The organism is Mucilaginibacter terrigena, from assembly GCF_004168255.1.
Lineage (GTDB): Bacteria > Bacteroidota > Bacteroidia > Sphingobacteriales > Sphingobacteriaceae > Mucilaginibacter > Mucilaginibacter terrigena.
Map to the genome: position 1 here is coordinate 304,248 of NZ_SEWG01000005.1, position 16,020 is coordinate 320,267.

General features: G+C 45.2%; 16 protein-coding genes. 10 read left to right on the top strand and 6 right to left on the bottom strand.

Going from position 1 to position 16,020, the window contains the following annotated elements; all coding sequences use genetic code 11:
• Positions 1 to 54: 54 nt before the first annotated feature.
• Together EWM62_RS14170 and EWM62_RS14175 are read right to left on the bottom strand one after the other, a co-directional pair.
• Entirely contained in the window at positions 55 to 240 is a 186-nt protein-coding gene (locus EWM62_RS14170) for a DUF6358 family protein (RefSeq protein WP_129877321.1), read from the bottom strand.
• A gap of 1 nt (position 241) precedes the next feature.
• Positions 242 to 556, bottom strand: coding sequence for a rhodanese-like domain-containing protein (locus EWM62_RS14175; protein ID WP_129877322.1), 315 nt, complete (start codon positions 554 to 556; stop codon positions 242 to 244).
• Between the two features lie 121 nt (positions 557 to 677).
• On the opposite strand from EWM62_RS14175, the gene EWM62_RS14180 reads away from it, so the two are divergent.
• The 4 genes from EWM62_RS14180 (at position 678) to ypfJ (ending at position 6,050) form a co-directional block, all read left to right on the top strand.
• The gene (locus EWM62_RS14180) at positions 678 to 1,796 is read left to right on the top strand and encodes a DUF4407 domain-containing protein (protein ID WP_129877323.1); all 1,119 of its coding nucleotides are present in this window, start codon (positions 678 to 680) and stop codon (positions 1,794 to 1,796) included.
• 118 nt (positions 1,797 to 1,914) lie between these two features.
• Entirely contained in the window at positions 1,915 to 3,753 is a 1,839-nt protein-coding gene (locus EWM62_RS14185) for a M61 family metallopeptidase (RefSeq protein WP_129877324.1), read from the top strand.
• Positions 3,754 to 3,755: 2 nt separating this feature from the next.
• The gene (locus tag EWM62_RS14190; protein WP_129877325.1) at positions 3,756 to 5,051 is read left to right on the top strand and encodes a M20/M25/M40 family metallo-hydrolase; all 1,296 of its coding nucleotides are present in this window, start codon (positions 3,756 to 3,758) and stop codon (positions 5,049 to 5,051) included.
• A gap of 150 nt (positions 5,052 to 5,201) precedes the next feature.
• Positions 5,202 to 6,050, top strand: coding sequence for a KPN_02809 family neutral zinc metallopeptidase (gene ypfJ / locus EWM62_RS14195; protein ID WP_129877326.1), 849 nt, complete (start codon positions 5,202 to 5,204; stop codon positions 6,048 to 6,050).
• 145 nt (positions 6,051 to 6,195) lie between these two features.
• On the opposite strand, the gene EWM62_RS14200 is transcribed toward ypfJ, so the two are convergent.
• The 4 genes from EWM62_RS14200 to metK form a co-directional block, all read right to left on the bottom strand.
• Positions 6,196 to 6,933 (bottom strand): lysophospholipid acyltransferase family protein, encoded by a 738-nt coding sequence (locus EWM62_RS14200; protein WP_129877327.1) that lies wholly within the window; start codon positions 6,931 to 6,933, stop codon positions 6,196 to 6,198.
• 47 nt (positions 6,934 to 6,980) lie between these two features.
• Complete coding sequence (locus tag EWM62_RS14205; RefSeq protein WP_129877328.1) at positions 6,981 to 7,541, bottom strand: NUDIX domain-containing protein; 561 nt, start codon at positions 7,539 to 7,541, stop codon at positions 6,981 to 6,983.
• A 354-nt stretch (positions 7,542 to 7,895) separates the two neighbouring features.
• Positions 7,896 to 8,834: an EamA family transporter gene (locus EWM62_RS14210; protein WP_129877329.1), complete on the bottom strand. Its 939-nt coding sequence runs from the start codon at positions 8,832 to 8,834 to the stop codon at positions 7,896 to 7,898.
• A gap of 78 nt (positions 8,835 to 8,912) precedes the next feature.
• Positions 8,913 to 10,163, bottom strand: a complete 1,251-nt coding sequence (gene metK, locus EWM62_RS14215; protein ID WP_129877330.1) for a methionine adenosyltransferase — start codon at positions 10,161 to 10,163, stop codon at positions 8,913 to 8,915.
• A gap of 234 nt (positions 10,164 to 10,397) precedes the next feature.
• Here metK and EWM62_RS14220 point away from each other — a divergent pair, with 234 nt between their 5' ends.
• The 6 genes from EWM62_RS14220 (at position 10,398) to EWM62_RS14245 (ending at position 16,010) form a co-directional block, all read left to right on the top strand.
• The gene (locus EWM62_RS14220) at positions 10,398 to 11,318 is read left to right on the top strand and encodes a diacylglycerol/lipid kinase family protein (protein ID WP_129877331.1); all 921 of its coding nucleotides are present in this window, start codon (positions 10,398 to 10,400) and stop codon (positions 11,316 to 11,318) included.
• A 197-nt stretch (positions 11,319 to 11,515) separates the two neighbouring features.
• A complete protein-coding gene (locus EWM62_RS14225; protein ID WP_129877332.1) occupies positions 11,516 to 11,851 on the top strand; it encodes a translation initiation factor in 336 nt (111 codons plus the stop codon).
• Between the two features lie 160 nt (positions 11,852 to 12,011).
• Entirely contained in the window at positions 12,012 to 13,616 is a 1,605-nt protein-coding gene (gene pckA / locus EWM62_RS14230) for a phosphoenolpyruvate carboxykinase (ATP) (protein WP_129877333.1), read from the top strand.
• 298 nt (positions 13,617 to 13,914) lie between these two features.
• On the top strand, positions 13,915 to 14,748 hold the full coding sequence (locus EWM62_RS14235; protein WP_129877334.1) for a MotA/TolQ/ExbB proton channel family protein: 834 nt from the start codon (positions 13,915 to 13,917) through the stop codon (positions 14,746 to 14,748).
• 104 nt (positions 14,749 to 14,852) lie between these two features.
• Positions 14,853 to 15,470: an ExbD/TolR family protein gene (locus EWM62_RS14240; RefSeq protein WP_129877335.1), complete on the top strand. Its 618-nt coding sequence runs from the start codon at positions 14,853 to 14,855 to the stop codon at positions 15,468 to 15,470.
• Positions 15,471 to 15,476: 6 nt separating this feature from the next.
• Complete coding sequence (locus EWM62_RS14245; protein ID WP_129877336.1) at positions 15,477 to 16,010, top strand: ExbD/TolR family protein; 534 nt, start codon at positions 15,477 to 15,479, stop codon at positions 16,008 to 16,010.
• Positions 16,011 to 16,020: the final 10 nt, after the last annotated feature.

The window sequence follows — 16,020 nt, forward strand, 5'->3', positions numbered from 1 at the left end:
ATTATCAGGAATAATAGATTTAATGGTTTAGGATCGTGCTAAAATATCATTTTTTTAAGGTTTTTGCAGGCGTTTTATTTCTTTTATTAGCTTTATTTTAAGGGTGATCAATATCCCCGCAATAAACGCGCATGCAAGTACATACTCGTAACGGGCATGCTCAATGGCAGAGTATATAATTATCGCACATAAAAAGATACCTATGTTATAAAACACGTTAAGTGCTACCTTTTTACCCATGTTAGTAAACGTTAAGTTCGGGATCGATCTCGGCCTTCCATGCTAAAATGCCGCCCTGCAGGTTGCTTAGGTTAGTGTAGCCCTGGCCCTCTAATTGCATTATGGCCGCTGCGCTGCGTTTGCCGCTGCGGCACATCACAACAACAGGTTTATCTTTAGCAACTTTATCAGCTTCAATTAAAATACCGCCAAGGGGGATGGATAGTCCGCCGATGTTTGATGTTTCGTATTCAAAATCTTCACGAACATCAATCAGTTGAAAATCTTCGCCGTTATCTAATTTCTCTTTAAGTTCCTGTACGCTTATTTCTTTCATCTTAAATGTAATTAATAGCCAAAGGTATGTTTTTCTCTATCAAATATTTGTAGTCAATCTGTAACAATCAGTACCTAAGTGCGTTTTATGGTTAAGCGTATATTATTATGCTATTACCTGAATGAAAAAAGTAACCAGGTTTTTTTGGTTTTGTTCCGGCGCGCACGTGGACACGCTAAAAAAATACCCTATAGAACATAACAAATATGTGGGCATTGGTGCCACCATATTCTTCACCGCTTTGTTTGCATCGCTATCCGGCGGGTATGCCATGTATTTCGTATTCAGCGGTAATGCCTTTGCCGTTGGTTTTGCCATTTTATTTGGGCTGATATGGGGCACCGCCATTTTTAATATGGATAGGTACATTGTATCCAGCATCAACAAAGAGGGCAGCATGAATAACCAGATACTGCAGGCAACGCCCCGTATTTTACTGGCTATTATGATAGGCGTGGTAATATCGCGCCCGCTGGAACTAAAGATCTTTGATAAAGAGATCCGTACTAAGCTTAAAACCGCTTACCTGAAAGGGCAACACAGTAAGATAGACAGCCTGCAAAAAACCTATCAGCAAAAATACGCGCAGGAACTGGGTAAAAATAGCGACTTGAAAAAGGAAAAAGATTCGCTGGAACGGGACATCAACCGCTCGCGCTACCAGCTTAACCAGGAAGTTTTTGGCGATAAAACCAATCAAACATCGGGCATAACCGGATATGGCACCTACGCCAAGCAAAAAGCCCAGGTATTGCAGGAAAAGGAGGCGCGTTTAAAAACGGTTACAGACAATCTGGGGCAGGTAGATGATTACCTGAGCAGGCGTAAAGATTACGAAGGCGTAAACGCTACCCGCCTGTTTAGCGAAAAGCAACTCGATAGCCTATCCAACGTGGCCGGGTTTGCCGACCGTAACTGGGCGCTGGGGCAGCTATCGTATAATGTAGACGGCACCCGCGACCTGGATACTTACCTGGCCATTTCTTTCATAGGCTACCTGTTTATTTTATTTGAATGCTTGCCGGTTTTTGTAAAACTGATGTCGCCAAAAGGGCCGTACGACGCTGCCATTGCTAAAGTTGCAGAGGCAAATATCTATTATGCCGAAAAGGATAAAGACCGTGATATGGCCGTAACCGATAGTACTTACGACCATGGGCTGGATGCTGATATTGACCGCCGAAAGCAGATCATAACGGCGCAATCTGAGTATGACCTGGGCAGGCATAGCTACGATTGATAAATAGTTTTGCTCCCTCTCCGAAGGAGAGGGTTGGGGAGAGGTTCTTTTGTAATAAAATTGATAGATAGCAGTTATTAATAAATTGGTAATTTCATCACCTGAATCATATCACCAAATGAAAAAAACTATACTATTGGCGGCCGCCGCACTATTCGCGTTTACGGCTAATGCCCAACCCCAGGTACGTAAAGCAATTTACTATGCGGTTTCATTTCCAAACGCGGCGCATCACGAAGCCGAAATTACCATGACCATACCAGATCCGTCTGCAATGGCATTTCGGGTAAGGATGAGCCGCTCTTCACCCGGGCGTTATGCTACGCACGAATTTGGGAAGAACATATATAATGTTAAGGCAACCGATGTTAGTGGTAAACAGATCGAAATAAAACAGGTAGAAGGCGATGTTTACGAAATTGGCGAGCATAAAGGTACCGTAAAAGTAAGCTATACCCTTTTTGGTAACCATACCGATGGCACTTATGTGGGCATTGATGCAAGCCACGCCCATCTTAACATGCCCGCAAGCTTTATGTGGGTTATAGGCATGGCCGACAGGCCAGTTAAGTTTGAATTTAACGACCTTGATAAATATGGCTGGAAAGTAGCCACACAGTTGAAGCATGAAGGCGATAATGTTTACAGCGCACCCGATCTGCAATACATGATGGATAGCCCAACCGAGCTTTCGGCAGTTAAAACAAATTACTGGGAAGTAGTTAATACCAATGGCAAAAAGCAAAAGATGGGTATTGCGGTGCATTCTGATGACGATCAGGCTACTGTTGACAACTTTGCCAAAATGGTGCAAAAGGTTGTACTTGAAGAGAAAGCAGTTTTTGGCGAACAGCCCGATTACGATTACGGCAGCTATACCTTTCTTGACGATATCCACCCCACTAATTTTGGCGATGGCATGGAGCACCGCAACTCTACCTGTATTGTTGATGGCGCCGAAAAAATTGCCGGGAACGAAAACAATCTGTTAGGCACCTACTCGCACGAATTCTTTCACAGCTGGAATGTAGAGCGTATCCGCCCAAAATCATTGGAGCCTTTTAATTTTGAGCATGCCAACATGAGCAGCGAGCTTTGGTTTGCCGAAGGCTTTACCCAATATTACGGCGAAATGCTGCTGGTGCGTAGTGGTTTTAACTCGGTTGAGGATTACACACGTACTATTGCAGGTTTGGTCAACTCTGTATTGGTGCCGCCGGGGTCGTTAAAATATCCGCAAACGCAAATGAGCCGTTATGCTGTGTTTACGGATGCAGGCGTAGCCGTTGATGCTACCAACTATGGCAATATTTTCACCAGTTATTACGTGTATGGCGGCGCTACCGCCCTCGCCCTTGATTTGCGTTTACGCAGCGAGTTTAAAATAACGCTTGACGATTACATGCGCCAGGTTTGGCTTGCTTATGGCAAAACCGGCAAACCATACACCATACCCGATCTGCAGAACGTGCTTGGTAAGGTCACCAACCCTAAATTTGCAGCCGCATTTTTCAACGATTATATCTATGGTGTAAAGAAAAACAATTATGAGGCATTACTTGCAAATGCGGGGCTGTTGCTGCAAAAAGCACAGCCGGGTAAAGGCTGGGCCGGGCGTATCAATGGCAGGCCCGCGAACGGTGGTTTAATGATAACCGCTTCTACCGTAGCGAATACCCCGGTATACAAAGCAGGCCTTGATGCCGGCGATATTATCCTAAAAATTGACGGAAAAGATGTTGCCGCCGCTAATGCCATTGCTGATATTATAAAGGATAAAAAGCCGGGCGATAAGCTGGCTGTATCGTACAAGAACCGGACAGGCAATCACGATACCACCATTGTTTTAGAAGAAAGCCCCGCATTTGAGGTAGTGACTTACGAAAAGGCGAACAAAGAATTAACCCAGCAGGAAAAGGATTTCCGCAGCAGCTGGTTATCATCCAAAGTAAAATAATAATGAAAGTAAAGATCTTAATAGCGATAACCGCTTTAGCAGTTTCACCAATACTTGGTTTTTGTCAGGATGTAAACAAGCTGATAAAGCAGGACGATGTGGAGCGCATCATTAAAACCCTTAGTGCCGATGATATGGAAGGGCGCGGCACATTTACCCCGGGTATAGAAAAGGCCGCCAAAGTTATTGAGGGCGAGTTTAAAGCTGCTGGTTTAAAACCAATGGCGGGTAATGCAGGCTACAGGCAAACATTTAGCCAAATACGCGTAGTGCCGGTTAACCCTAAAGTTGTATTTGATGGTATGGCCGTGCCCGATGAGAAAGTTGCCATTACCACAAGCACGTCGTTTAGCTGGAAGAGCGATTCAACGGTACTGATAACAACCTTAACCGACGAAAAAACTTATCGCAGCCAATTGGGTACGGCTATGCGCAGCGGTAAAAAACTATTGGTGATTTTTGATGCATCAATGGCAGGGCTTTTCAAAAAAGTCCGGGACAGGGCTATTAAAGGCAGTATCGCGGGCGGCAGGCAAGCACAGCCAATAGTATATGTGCTTGGCGTTGCCCAGCCAAAAGCTTTTGAAGCAAGCTGCGAAGTTAAATCTCAGGAACTGCCGTTAAGTAATATAGTAGGTGTTATCCCCGGAAAAACAAAACCTGATGAATACGTGGTTTTTGGTGGCCATTACGATCACCTGGGGATATTAAAACCTATGGAAGGCGATAGCATTGCCAACGGCGCCGATGATGATGCATCGGGTACTACGGCAGTTATTACCCTTGCCAAGTACTATAAAAAGCTAAACAATAACGAACGTACTTTAGTATTTGTGGCCTTTACGGCCGAAGAAATAGGCGGGTTTGGTTCTCAATACTTTTCTAAGCAGTTAAACCCGGACAAAGTAGTAACACTGTTTAATATTGAGATGATTGGTAAGCCTGCGAAATTCGGACAAAATTCGGCGTTCATTACCGGTTTCGAGCGCTCTGATTTTGGGGCTATCTTGCAAAAGAACCTGGAAGGCACGGCCTTTAAATTTTACCCGGACCCATACCCCGAGCAAAACCTGTTCTACCGCAGCGATAATGCCACGCTGGCTGCCTTAGGCGTACCGGCGCATACCATCTCTACAGATCAGATCCCGACGGATAAGTTTTACCACACCGTAAAAGACGAATATGCGACGCTTGACATAAATAATATTGTGGCCACCATCCGCGCTATAGCGCTAAGCTCGCGTAGCATTGTATCTGGAAAGGATACCCCAACAAGGATCCCTAAACTGGAGAAGTAGGGTTGTAGAAGTTATAAAAGTTAAAGAGGTTGTAAGGGTTGTAATAGCCTTTACAGCCTTTTTTATTTTACAGCTTTTCCTAACCTTTGCAACAATGTCAAACCTTTTACAACCTAACGCTGTTTAAAAGCTAAATTAATCCGGAATATTATGCAATGGTTTGGCAGGCGCGAAAGCAGTAACACAGAAGATGGCAGCAGCAGCGGCGGCCGGGGGCTTGCCCTTGGGGGTGGCGTGATAAGCATTATCGCTGCTGCGATATACTTTTTTACAGGGATAGACCCATCGGCAGTACTTAACGGGGTCCAAAACGGCGGCGCACCGCAGGAAAATAACCAGCAGGCCATCCCCGATACAAAGGAAAAGAAATTTGCCAAGGTTGTTTTTGCCGATACCGAGGATGTTTGGAATAAGCTTTTTGCCGATATGGGCAAAACTTACCAGGAACCCACCCTGCACTTTTTTGAAGCCGCTGTAAGCACCGCCTGCGGACAGGCGGGCGCCGCAACCGGCCCTTTCTACTGCCCCGGCGACCAGAAGGTGTACCTCGACCTGTCGTTTTTTAATGAGCTGTCTCAAAAATTTGGCGCAGCGGGCGATTTTGCCCAGGCCTACGTAATAGCCCATGAGGTTGGCCACCACGTGCAGGACCTGCTGGGCTTATCGGCCAAAATGGAGCAGGCGCGTAACCAGCTGAGCCAGGAGGAGTATAACAAGCTATCGGTGAAGCTGGAATTGCAGGCCGATTTTTATGCCGGTGTTTGGGCTTATTATGAAAAGAACCTGAAGAATGTATTAGACCCCGGCGATATTGAAGAAGCACTTAATGCCGCCCACCAGATTGGCGACGACCGCCTGCAAAAGGAATACCAGGGCGAAGTGCACCCCGATAGTTTTACACATGGTACCAGCGCCCAGCGCATGTATTGGTTTAAAAAGGGGTACGAAACGGGCGATGTAAGGCAAGGCAATACTTTTGCAGCGCCGGATCTTGAGTAGATAAATGTTCACGTTCACGTTTGCGCATGCAGGCGATTTTTTGCAATTAGCTTATAATCAGGTAATTGAATTCCAAAATGGTGGCGGAGTTGTGTCACCATTCTATTGGATTGAATTGTTATGGACTATTAATCGAAGATGCTATTTAACTCGGGTCAACAATGGCCCTGATCCTGTCTTCGGCCTGCTTTACCAGTTCATCAACAGGGGCGGTACCAGGTTCAATGGGTTCCAATACCTCCCATTTCATGGGTGTAAAGGTGTTTAGCGGGTACAGGCCGTATTGTATCATTTTCCAGCTATCGGTAATGGCTACCGGCACCAGCAGCGCATCGGGGCATTTCTTTAAAAGGGTAGCCACGCCTGCCGATTGGAAAGGTTTTACCCTGCCATCTTTTGAGCGTGTACCTTCGGGGAAGATCACGGCCCCCCATTTATTATCCTTCATCCGGCCGGCAAATTTTATCAGTTCGGTAATGGATTGCCGCGGGTCTTTCCTGTTGATGTTGGCACCGCCCCCATGTTTTAGGTTAAAGGATATGGATGGGACACCTTTAGTTAATTCTACCTTCGAGATAAACTTTGCGTGATACTTACGCAGGTAATATATCATGGGGGGTATATCGAATAGGCTTTGATGATTGGCCAAAAAAATAATAGGCCGGCCAAGCGGCAGGTTTTGTTTATTAATGAAGATAACCCTGTTGAACAAAATGTAAAAGGTGTGCAGCAAAAAGAAGTTTAATATATCCACCGATTTTTTATGTGCCGAATACCCGCCCAGTTTAAGGCACAGCCACTGTATAGGGTGAAATATCACCAGCGATAAAAGAAATGCAAAAATGGCAAATGGGGATAGGATATACCCTAAAAACTTTTTCATGCGCCCGGCAAATTTAAAGTTTTTTTGAAGATTTGATAAACCTTACTTTACAAAGTGTCCTCTAACTGCATTAAACGGGCTTTCAATACAGCCGCCACCGCCAACGAATCGGTTATTTCGCCGGCACAAACCATGCGGTAAACTTCCTCAAATGGCACTTTTTTTACAACGAGCTGCTCGGTATCCTCGGGCTCGGCCTCAAACTGTTGCAGGCCGCGGGCAACGTACAGTATGCACAGTTCATCGCTAACCGAATTGGACAGGTGCATCCGCTGGATCTCTGTCCATTTCGATGCTTTCAATCCTGTTTCTTCCAGTAGTTCCCGCTTCGCCGATTCCAAAGGGTCGACACCAATAATGCCGCCACCTTCGGGCAATTCCCAGCTGTATTGGTTCAGGGTAAAGCGGTCTTGGCCAACAAGGTAAGTGTTCATATCATCATCCAGGGGCAAAATGCCGATGGCTATATTTTTGTAATGCACCTGCCCGTAAATGCCCGGGTTGCCCGATGGGTTGATCACCTGGTACTCGGTAACGTTTATCCACGGGTTATCGTAAATTTCCTTTTCTGAGGTTATTTTCCAGGGATTGGCTTCGGGGTGCTGCATAGGGTAAAGGTAGGGAATATGTCCGTTTTTTTAAGCGTTGCAATGCAATCGCTAAACATGTTAAGCAGTCGTTATAGACGAGCGCAAGTAATACCACCATGTCATTGCGAGCGATAGCGCGGCAATCTTCGATAGACAGTTCGTCGATCAGTACTTCGTGAGGAATGGCATTATACTTTATGAGCCGTCAGTGGATGTTACTTTCTTTTCTCTCAAAAGAAAGTAACCAAAGAAAAGTCGCGGCTGCGCCCTGCTCTGTGAAAGTTAGTGCTTTATCAGTTCCTGTGCTACCCGAACAGGCCAATGCCGCATTTTTAGCTAACGTTCCGTTCGTCAGGCTCGCAATAAAATCCCTTAATCCGGCGAATCTGCTAAATCCCGGTTCCGTTTCAAATACCCCGGCACATTCACCAACAGTATCCCTGCTAAAATCACAAATAAACAAATCAATTGCGCAGTATTCACATGCTCGTTTATCAGCAGCCAGCCTAAAAACACGGCAACAACCGGGTTTACATAAGTATGCGTACTGATGATGGCCGGCGGCTTGATACTGATGAGCCAAACAAAGGAAAGATAAGCCAGCAGCGAACCAAAGACGATTAAAAAGATCAACCCGCCCCAGGCTTGCAGGCTAACGGAAGCAAACGAGAAACCAACCTGCTCGCTTTTGGCAAAGGCAATAAAGGCGCTTGCCGCACCTGCTGCCAGTAGCTGGATGCTGGCGTTCATAGTAGACGAGCTGTTGCCCTTGCTGTCTTTGGTGATTAACGATCCCAGCACCCAAAGCACAGCGCTAAATAATACCACTATACTGGCAATAGTCGCCATGGGCGATGGGTTAGCTACCGCCACACCCAGCTTTAAAAACAGGAAGATGCCGGTAAAGCCAATGAGCAGGCCGCTGATGATGTATTTATTGGAGAAATATTCCGACCAGTTCTTTCTATCCAGCAACAAAAATATAAGCGGCTCGGTGGCAACCAGTATCGCGGCCTGGCCCGAGCTGATGTATTGCTCGGCCCAGGCTATCATGCCCGTGCCGCCTACCAGCATCATGGTACCGCTGAGTGCATGCCGAAGCAGGAGTTTGCCTTTTGGTAGTTGCTCGCCTTTAATTTTACACCAGGCAAGCATCAATATCCCGGCACTTAAATAACGCAGGCCAACCAATATAAACGGCGGGAAACTTTGCAGCCCGTAAGCCACCGCCAGATAGGTAGAGCCCCATATGATATAGATGTTGAAGAACGCGAAGGCAACCAGTAAGGGCGAAGCAAGTTTTTTCGTCATTGCGTATTGTGGCTTAGGGATTTAACAAAAAAGGCGCCCCATTGTGGTGCGCCTTTGTATATTTATCAGTTTGTCTTATTACAAACCGAAAGCGCTTTTTACTTTATCAACGTAGTCAAGCTTTTCCCAGGTAAACAGTTCCACCTCGCGGGTTACGGTGCTGCCATCGTGCGCGTTGAACGATTTGGTTACCGTTTCGCTTGGGCGGCCAAAGTGTCCGTATGCAGCGGTTTCACTGTATATCGGGTTACGCAGTTTAAAGCGGGTCTCGATAGCGTATGGCGTCATGTTGAAGATCTCTTCAACTTTTTTAGCTATCTCGCCATCGTTTAAACCAACTTTAGCGGTGCCGTAAGTGTTTACGTAAATACCCATTGGTTTTGCAACACCAATAGCGTACGATACCTGCACCAATATTTCGTTACAAACACCGGCAGCTACCAGGTTTTTAGCGATGTGGCGGGTTGCGTAAGCAGCAGAGCGGTCAACCTTTGATGGGTCTTTACCACTGAAAGCACCGCCACCATGTGCACCTTTGCCACCGTAGGTATCTACAATAATTTTGCGGCCGGTTAAGCCGGTATCGCCATGCGGGCCACCTATCACAAATTTACCGGTTGGGTTAATGTGGTAGGTAATATCGTTGTTAAAGAAGTGGGCGTATTTTGGATATTTTGCCTTAACACGCGGGATAAGGATCTCTACAATGTCCTTGCTTATTTTTGAAAGCATGGCTTCTTCCTCGCCAAAATCATCATGCTGGGTCGAGATAACTATAGCATCTATGCGGGTAGGCTGGTTATCATCGCTGTACTCTAAAGTAACCTGCGATTTTGCATCCGGGCGAAGGTATTTGATGTCGGTATTTTCGCGACGGATAACGGCCAGTTCGCGTAATAAAGCGTGGGCGATATCTAAAGCCAATGGCATGTAGTTGTCAGTTTCGATGGTGGCATAACCAAACATCATCCCCTGGTCGCCTGCGCCCTGCTCTTCTTTAGCCTTGCGATCAACACCCTGGTTAATATCAGGCGATTGCTCGTGAATGGCGGATAACACACCGCAAGAGCTGCCGTCAAACATATACTCGCCTTTGGTATAGCCAATACGGTTTATTACATCGCGGGCAATTTTTTGTACATCTAAATAAGCTTTTGATTTTACCTCGCCGGCTAAAATAACCTGCCCGGTTGTTACCAGCGTTTCGCAGGCCACCTTCGACTCGGGGTCGAATGCTAAAAAGTTATCAATTAACGCGTCCGAGATCTGGTCGGCAACTTTATCCGGGTGCCCTTCTGATACGGATTCGGATGTAAATAAGTATGGCATATTATAATTAAATAAACGTTAAAACCGAAAGGTGAATAAACTATTTTGAAACGTTGTAAAAGGAGCAGGGTTAGCACTTTTTTACGTGGTTGCTCCCGATAGCTATCGGGAACGGCCTTAATGTCCCAAAATAAACGGGGGCGTTAAATCAGTCCACTTTCGGGTGGCAAAAATAAAACAATTTTTCACAAAGCCGAAAATACATTTACTTTTGCCCGTTGTAAACCTATATAGTTGAAAAGGAAAGCTTTATTTATAATAAACCCGGTATCGGGAGGGAAGAAAAAAGATGGTGTGCCGGAGCTTGTAGAGAAGTACCTTGACCCAACTGTTTTTGAATACGATATAGAATTTACCACCGGTATATTCCACGCGCACGACCTGGCGAGGGCGGCCGTGGGCGAGTACGAGGTAATTGTAGCCGTTGGTGGCGATGGTACGGTTAACGAGGTAGCATCGGCAATAGCCGGTACCGATACGGTGCTGGGTATTATGCCCTATGGCTCGGGTAATGGACTGGCCCGGTTCCTGGGCATCCCGATGGATGCCGCGGAAGCGCTTAAAACCATGAATTTTGGACGTACCATTAGTATTGACGCCGGCAAAATGAACGGGCAATGGTTTTTTAATATGGCCGGGATGGGTTTTGACGCCCACATTAGCCACGTATTTGCCAATGGCAGCGAGAAACGCGGGTTTGTGAGCTACTTTAAATCATCCATAAAAGAGATCTCCAACTATCAGTCAAAAACTTACCATGTAGAAATTGACGGCGTGCCGTACGACCGCGAAGCCTTTATGCTGAGCATGGCCAATTCATCGCAGTACGGTAATAACGCGCACGTATCGCCGCATGCATCGGTGCAGGACGGGATGCTGGATGTCTGTATCATTAAACCGTTCCCGCTGTGGCGCTTCCCCGAAATGGGCCTGCGTATGTTCACCAAATCGGCGGATAGTTCAAAGTATGTAGAGATCATAAAAGGTAAAAACATCCACATTACCCGGCAGCAGGAAGGCCCCATCCACCTGGATGGCGAACCGCAGGTTGCAGGCACGGATATAAAAATTGAAGTGGTGCCAGGCGCGTTAAACGTTATTGTTGGGGCTGCGTATAAGCCCCACCCAAACCCTCCCCGAGAGGGAGGGCTTTAGAGCATTTAAACATATTTAAAAAAGTCTCTCCGCTAACCAGCGGAGGAGATTAGAGGGGGCTTAAGCCCCACCCAACCCTCCCCGAGAGGGAGGGCTTAAGGGCATTTAAATATATTTAAAAAAGTCTCTCCGCTAACCAGCGGAGGAGATTTAGAGGGGGCTTAATTTAGAGGGGCTAAAATAAAAGAGGGGGCTATATGGCAAAGAAAAATTTCACCGGCATCATGTATTCTACCGATCCTGATTTCGAATACCAGGAAGAGGGCGCGGGCGGGCAGCAAACCCTGCCGCCACAGCAGCAAAACTTAAAGATATTTTTAGACAGGATAAAAGGCAACAAATTGGTAACCCGCGTAAGCGGCTTTATCGGGGTGGATGCCGACCTGGAAGTTATCGGCAAAAAACTGAAAACCAAATGCGGTGTTGGCGGCTCTGTTAAGGATGGCGAGATACTGCTGCAGGGCGATTTTAGGGATAAGGTGTTAACCATGCTGCAAACGGATGGTTATAAGGCAAAAAAGGCCGGGGGATAGTGTATCGGGATTAATTTTATTTATCATTGTTAATGGCTTGCTGTCAGCCAGTTACACAGTGTGTAAAATATACATTATGTAAATAAATATTGCAAAACGCTTGTTTCTTAGTGTATCAAAAGGGTAATTTTGGGGCAACCAATTATAAATTATCTTCTTAATGAACAGCATGAATAACCGGGTACCCGATTTAGGGTATCTAAACCTGGCTAATGGCCCTGCTATTTTATACCAGCTAACCCCTGCACAACTTGTTGAAGCCGCAATAAAAAGGAACGAAGGCGTACTGAGCGACTCCGGCGCCCTGGCTATTGATACCGGTAAATTTACCGGCCGCTCGCCTAAAGACCGCTTTATTGTTGACGACCACGTTACCCATGATAATGTATGGTGGGGCAGCATCAATTTTAAGTTTGATGGCGCGAAATTTAACGCCTTATATAATAAGATGGCCAAATACCTGGCCGGTAAAGAAATTTTTGTGCGCGATTCCTGCGCCTGCGCTAACGAAAAATACCATATCGATATCCGGGTGATCACCGAAACAGCTTACCAGAACCTGTTTGTGCACCACCTGTTCATCCGCCCAGAGGTGGTTAACCCCGAGAGCCGGCCCGAGTGGACCATTATTGCCGCACCCGGCTTTATGGCCGACCCTGAAAAGGACGGTACCCGCCAGCCAAACTTCTCTATCATCAGCTTTAGCAAAAAAACAATACTGATAGGAGGTACAGGTTACACCGGCGAGATCAAGAAAGCCATTTTTTCGGTATTGAACTTTGTGCTGCCGCACGATAAGCAGGTGCTGTCGATGCATTGCTCGGCCAATACGGGCAGCAAAGGCGATACCGCGATATTCTTCGGACTATCGGGCACGGGTAAAACCACCCTTTCTGCCGACCCCGACCGCGGCCTGATAGGCGACGACGAACACGGCTGGAGCGATTACACCATATTTAATTTTGAAGGCGGCTGCTACGCCAAATGCTCGGGCCTTACCGCCGAAAAGGAACCGCAGATCTTCAGCGCCATTAAATACGGCGCGCTGTTAGAGAATGTGAACTTCTTCCCCGGTACACGCAGGGTTAATTTTAATAATATAGATAAGACGGAGAATACACGCGTTGCCTACCCTTTATCTAATGTAAGCAATGCCGTTATCCCGTCAATCGGTGCATCGCCAAAAAACATCTTCTTTTTAACTGCCGATGCTTTTGGGATACTGCCCCCCATATCAAAACTAACGCCCGAACAGGCCATGTACCACTTTATATCGGGATACACAGCCAAAATAGCCGGTACCGAAACCGGTATTACCGAACCCAAGGCTACCTTCTCGGCCTGCTTTGGCGAAGCCTTTTTGCCGCTGCACCCTGTAGAGTACGCTAAACTGCTGGGTAAAAAGATAAAAGACCACCAGGTAAATGTATGGCTGGTAAACACCGGCTGGACCGGCGGTGCCTATGGAACAGGCCAGCGTATGAAGCTTGCCTATACCCGCGCCATGATAACCGCTGCAATGAACGGGGTGCTTGACCATGTGCATTACCACCAGCACCCTATGTTTAATATGATGATACCGCTTACCTGCCCCAATGTGCCCGATGAAGTGCTTGACCCTAAGAACACTTGGGCCAACGCTGAAAATTATGAGGATAATGCAAACAAGCTGGCTACAGCCTTTGTTAATAATTTTGAAAAATATGCCGCATATAGCACCGCTGAGATAATAAATGCAGGCCCAAATACGGTATTAGCCGTGTAGTTAGACGGTATTATATCACTACTGTTACATACTTTTTATAAGTTAGGGCTTGTTATTATTAAAAAAAATGGGTTGTATTGTAAAAAATTGTCTGCCTGACAGACAATTTTTCTGTTTCAGAGCGTTATGTAATCACCAATTTACAAAACGCTTTAAGCTGTATATTAAATTATTATAAAGAATTGCATAAAAAGTTTTTTTATTTCATTTAAATTCTATTTTTGTTATTCGCTAAAAACGCACACATTTTTTATTAACTTATATTATAAACAAAACGAAAACTAAAATTTAAAAAGTAATGGCAAACGCACCAACAAAACCAACTACTCCTGTTAAAGAAAGCTCAAGTGCATCGGGCGCATTTGCAACTTTGACCATTCCTATCTGCATAGTAGTGGCAATTTGTATCTTTGTATTTATCTTAGGTCACCCAAGCCACTATAAAGGCGGCGACCCTGCTAACGAGCCAAACCCAGGCGATTTATTCGGTACTGTACACAAAGGTGGTGTTATCGTACCGCTTATCATGTCATACCTGTTAATGGTTATCGTGTTCTCAATTGAAAGGTTTGTAGTTATTGGCAAAGCATCAGGTACAGGTAATGTAGATGCATTCGTTAGAAAGATCCAATCTTTCTTAAACGCCGGTAACATTGATGGCGCTAACGCTGAGTGCGACAAACAGAAAGGTTCTGTAGCAAACGTTATCAAATCAGGTTTAAAAAAATACCGCGAAATGGAAGTTGATCAAACTATGGATGTTGATCAGAAAGCATTAGCTATCCAAAAAGACATTGAAGAAGCTACGGCTTTAGAAATGCCAATGTTAGAGCAAAACTTAACCATCATCGCTACTTTAGTATCTATCGGTACGTTAACCGGTCTGTTAGGTACGGTAATCGGTATGATCAAGGCCTTCGGCGAGTTAGCATCTGCAGGTGCTCCAAACCAGGCAGCGCTTTCAAACAGTATCTCTGAGGCCCTTATCAACACAGCGTTAGGTATCGGTACTTCTGCTATATCAATTGTAATGTACAACGTGTTTACATCAAAAATTGATAAACTGACTTACGCTATCGACGAAACCGGCTTCAGCATTGTTCAAACGTTTGCTGCTTCACATAAAAAATAATAATTGTAAAATATTAGTGCGTGTTTTCTCGCTTTAACCAAATTAAATTTGGATTATTGAGATAATTAACTATCTTTACATTATATTTTCAAACAAAGAACAATATGCCAAGAGTAAAAGTCGCAAGAAAGAGCACTTCGATAGATATGACCGCCATGTGCGACGTAGCTTTCCTGTTGCTTACTTTCTTCATATTAACAGCAAAACCCCGTACAGAAGATCCTGTGCCGGTAGATATACCCGCATCGTCTGTCACTCAGCCAATACCTGATGATAACGTGCTTATGCTTACGGTTTCGCAGCAAAAAGTGTTCTTTACTGTAGATGGTAATGATATCCGTAGACAAACGCTTAAACAAATGAGCGAAAAATACGGACAACCTTTTACAGAAGAAGAATATGTTAAATTCTCGGGCACGCCAATATTTGGTGTTCCGATGAACCAGCTGAAAGCATTTCTGCAATTAGATGCTGCCCAAAAGAAGGAATATAAGCAACCGGGTATCCCTAACGATACTACCAACAACAACGAGCTGTCTGACTGGATCCGCGAAGCACGTAAAGCTGATGTGGCATTACACAACAAAGCTTTAAGGATATCTATTAAGGGAGATAATAAAGAGGAGTACCCAACCATTAAAAAGGTGATCGGTATTCTTCAAAAGCAAAAAATTAACAAATTTAGTCTAATTACAACGATTAGAGCTGCACCTAAAAAATAATTAAAAATGGCAGAATTAGACACCTCCTCCGGCGGGGGAAAAAAAGGCGGGAAAGTAAGAAGTAAGAAAGCCTCTACACGCGTGGATTTAACCGCGATGGTTGACCTGGCCTTCTTGCTGATAACCTTCTTCATGCTTACCACCACGCTTTCGAAACCAAAAGCAATGGATGTGGCCATGCCTGATAAGGATGAGAATACTAAAGAGCAATTGCCTGTAGCAGCCTCACGATCGATGACAATTTTGTTAGGCTCTAACAATAAACTGGAATGGTTTATTGGCGAGCCGGGTAAATCTCAGCCCACTACCGAAGGTTATGGGAAAGAAGGTATCCGCAAAACCCTTATCGAAAAAGGCAAAGAAGTTCAGGCGAGTTTTGGTAACTATATGGTAGTTCTTATTAAACCGAGCGATAAATCAAATTATAAAAATTTGGTTGATGTTTTGGATGAGATGAAAATAACCAATATACAATCATTCGCGATTGTAGATATTTTACCGTCTGAAATTGAATTGCTTAAGCGCGATGGTAACTATTAAGGAATTATTA

What these genes read in the sequence shown, in the direction of transcription:
- EWM62_RS14170 (WP_129877321.1), bottom strand. Translation starts at nt 240, where the DNA reads ATGGGTAAAAAGGTAGCACTTAACGTGTTTTATAACATAGGTATCTTT.
- EWM62_RS14175 (WP_129877322.1), bottom strand. Translation starts at nt 556, where the DNA reads ATGAAAGAAATAAGCGTACAGGAACTTAAAGAGAAATTAGATAACGGC.
- EWM62_RS14180 (WP_129877323.1), top strand. Translation starts at nt 678, where the DNA reads ATGAAAAAAGTAACCAGGTTTTTTTGGTTTTGTTCCGGCGCGCACGTG.
- EWM62_RS14185 (WP_129877324.1), top strand. Translation starts at nt 1,915, where the DNA reads ATGAAAAAAACTATACTATTGGCGGCCGCCGCACTATTCGCGTTTACG.
- EWM62_RS14190 (WP_129877325.1), top strand. Translation starts at nt 3,756, where the DNA reads ATGAAAGTAAAGATCTTAATAGCGATAACCGCTTTAGCAGTTTCACCA.
- ypfJ (WP_129877326.1), top strand. Translation starts at nt 5,202, where the DNA reads ATGCAATGGTTTGGCAGGCGCGAAAGCAGTAACACAGAAGATGGCAGC.
- EWM62_RS14200 (WP_129877327.1), bottom strand. Translation starts at nt 6,933, where the DNA reads ATGAAAAAGTTTTTAGGGTATATCCTATCCCCATTTGCCATTTTTGCA.
- EWM62_RS14205 (WP_129877328.1), bottom strand. Translation starts at nt 7,541, where the DNA reads ATGCAGCACCCCGAAGCCAATCCCTGGAAAATAACCTCAGAAAAGGAA.
- EWM62_RS14210 (WP_129877329.1), bottom strand. Translation starts at nt 8,834, where the DNA reads ATGACGAAAAAACTTGCTTCGCCCTTACTGGTTGCCTTCGCGTTCTTC.
- metK (WP_129877330.1), bottom strand. Translation starts at nt 10,163, where the DNA reads ATGCCATACTTATTTACATCCGAATCCGTATCAGAAGGGCACCCGGAT.
- EWM62_RS14225 (WP_129877332.1), top strand. Translation starts at nt 11,516, where the DNA reads ATGGCAAAGAAAAATTTCACCGGCATCATGTATTCTACCGATCCTGAT.
- pckA (WP_129877333.1), top strand. Translation starts at nt 12,012, where the DNA reads ATGAACAGCATGAATAACCGGGTACCCGATTTAGGGTATCTAAACCTG.
- EWM62_RS14235 (WP_129877334.1), top strand. Translation starts at nt 13,915, where the DNA reads ATGGCAAACGCACCAACAAAACCAACTACTCCTGTTAAAGAAAGCTCA.
- EWM62_RS14240 (WP_129877335.1), top strand. Translation starts at nt 14,853, where the DNA reads ATGCCAAGAGTAAAAGTCGCAAGAAAGAGCACTTCGATAGATATGACC.
- EWM62_RS14245 (WP_129877336.1), top strand. Translation starts at nt 15,477, where the DNA reads ATGGCAGAATTAGACACCTCCTCCGGCGGGGGAAAAAAAGGCGGGAAA.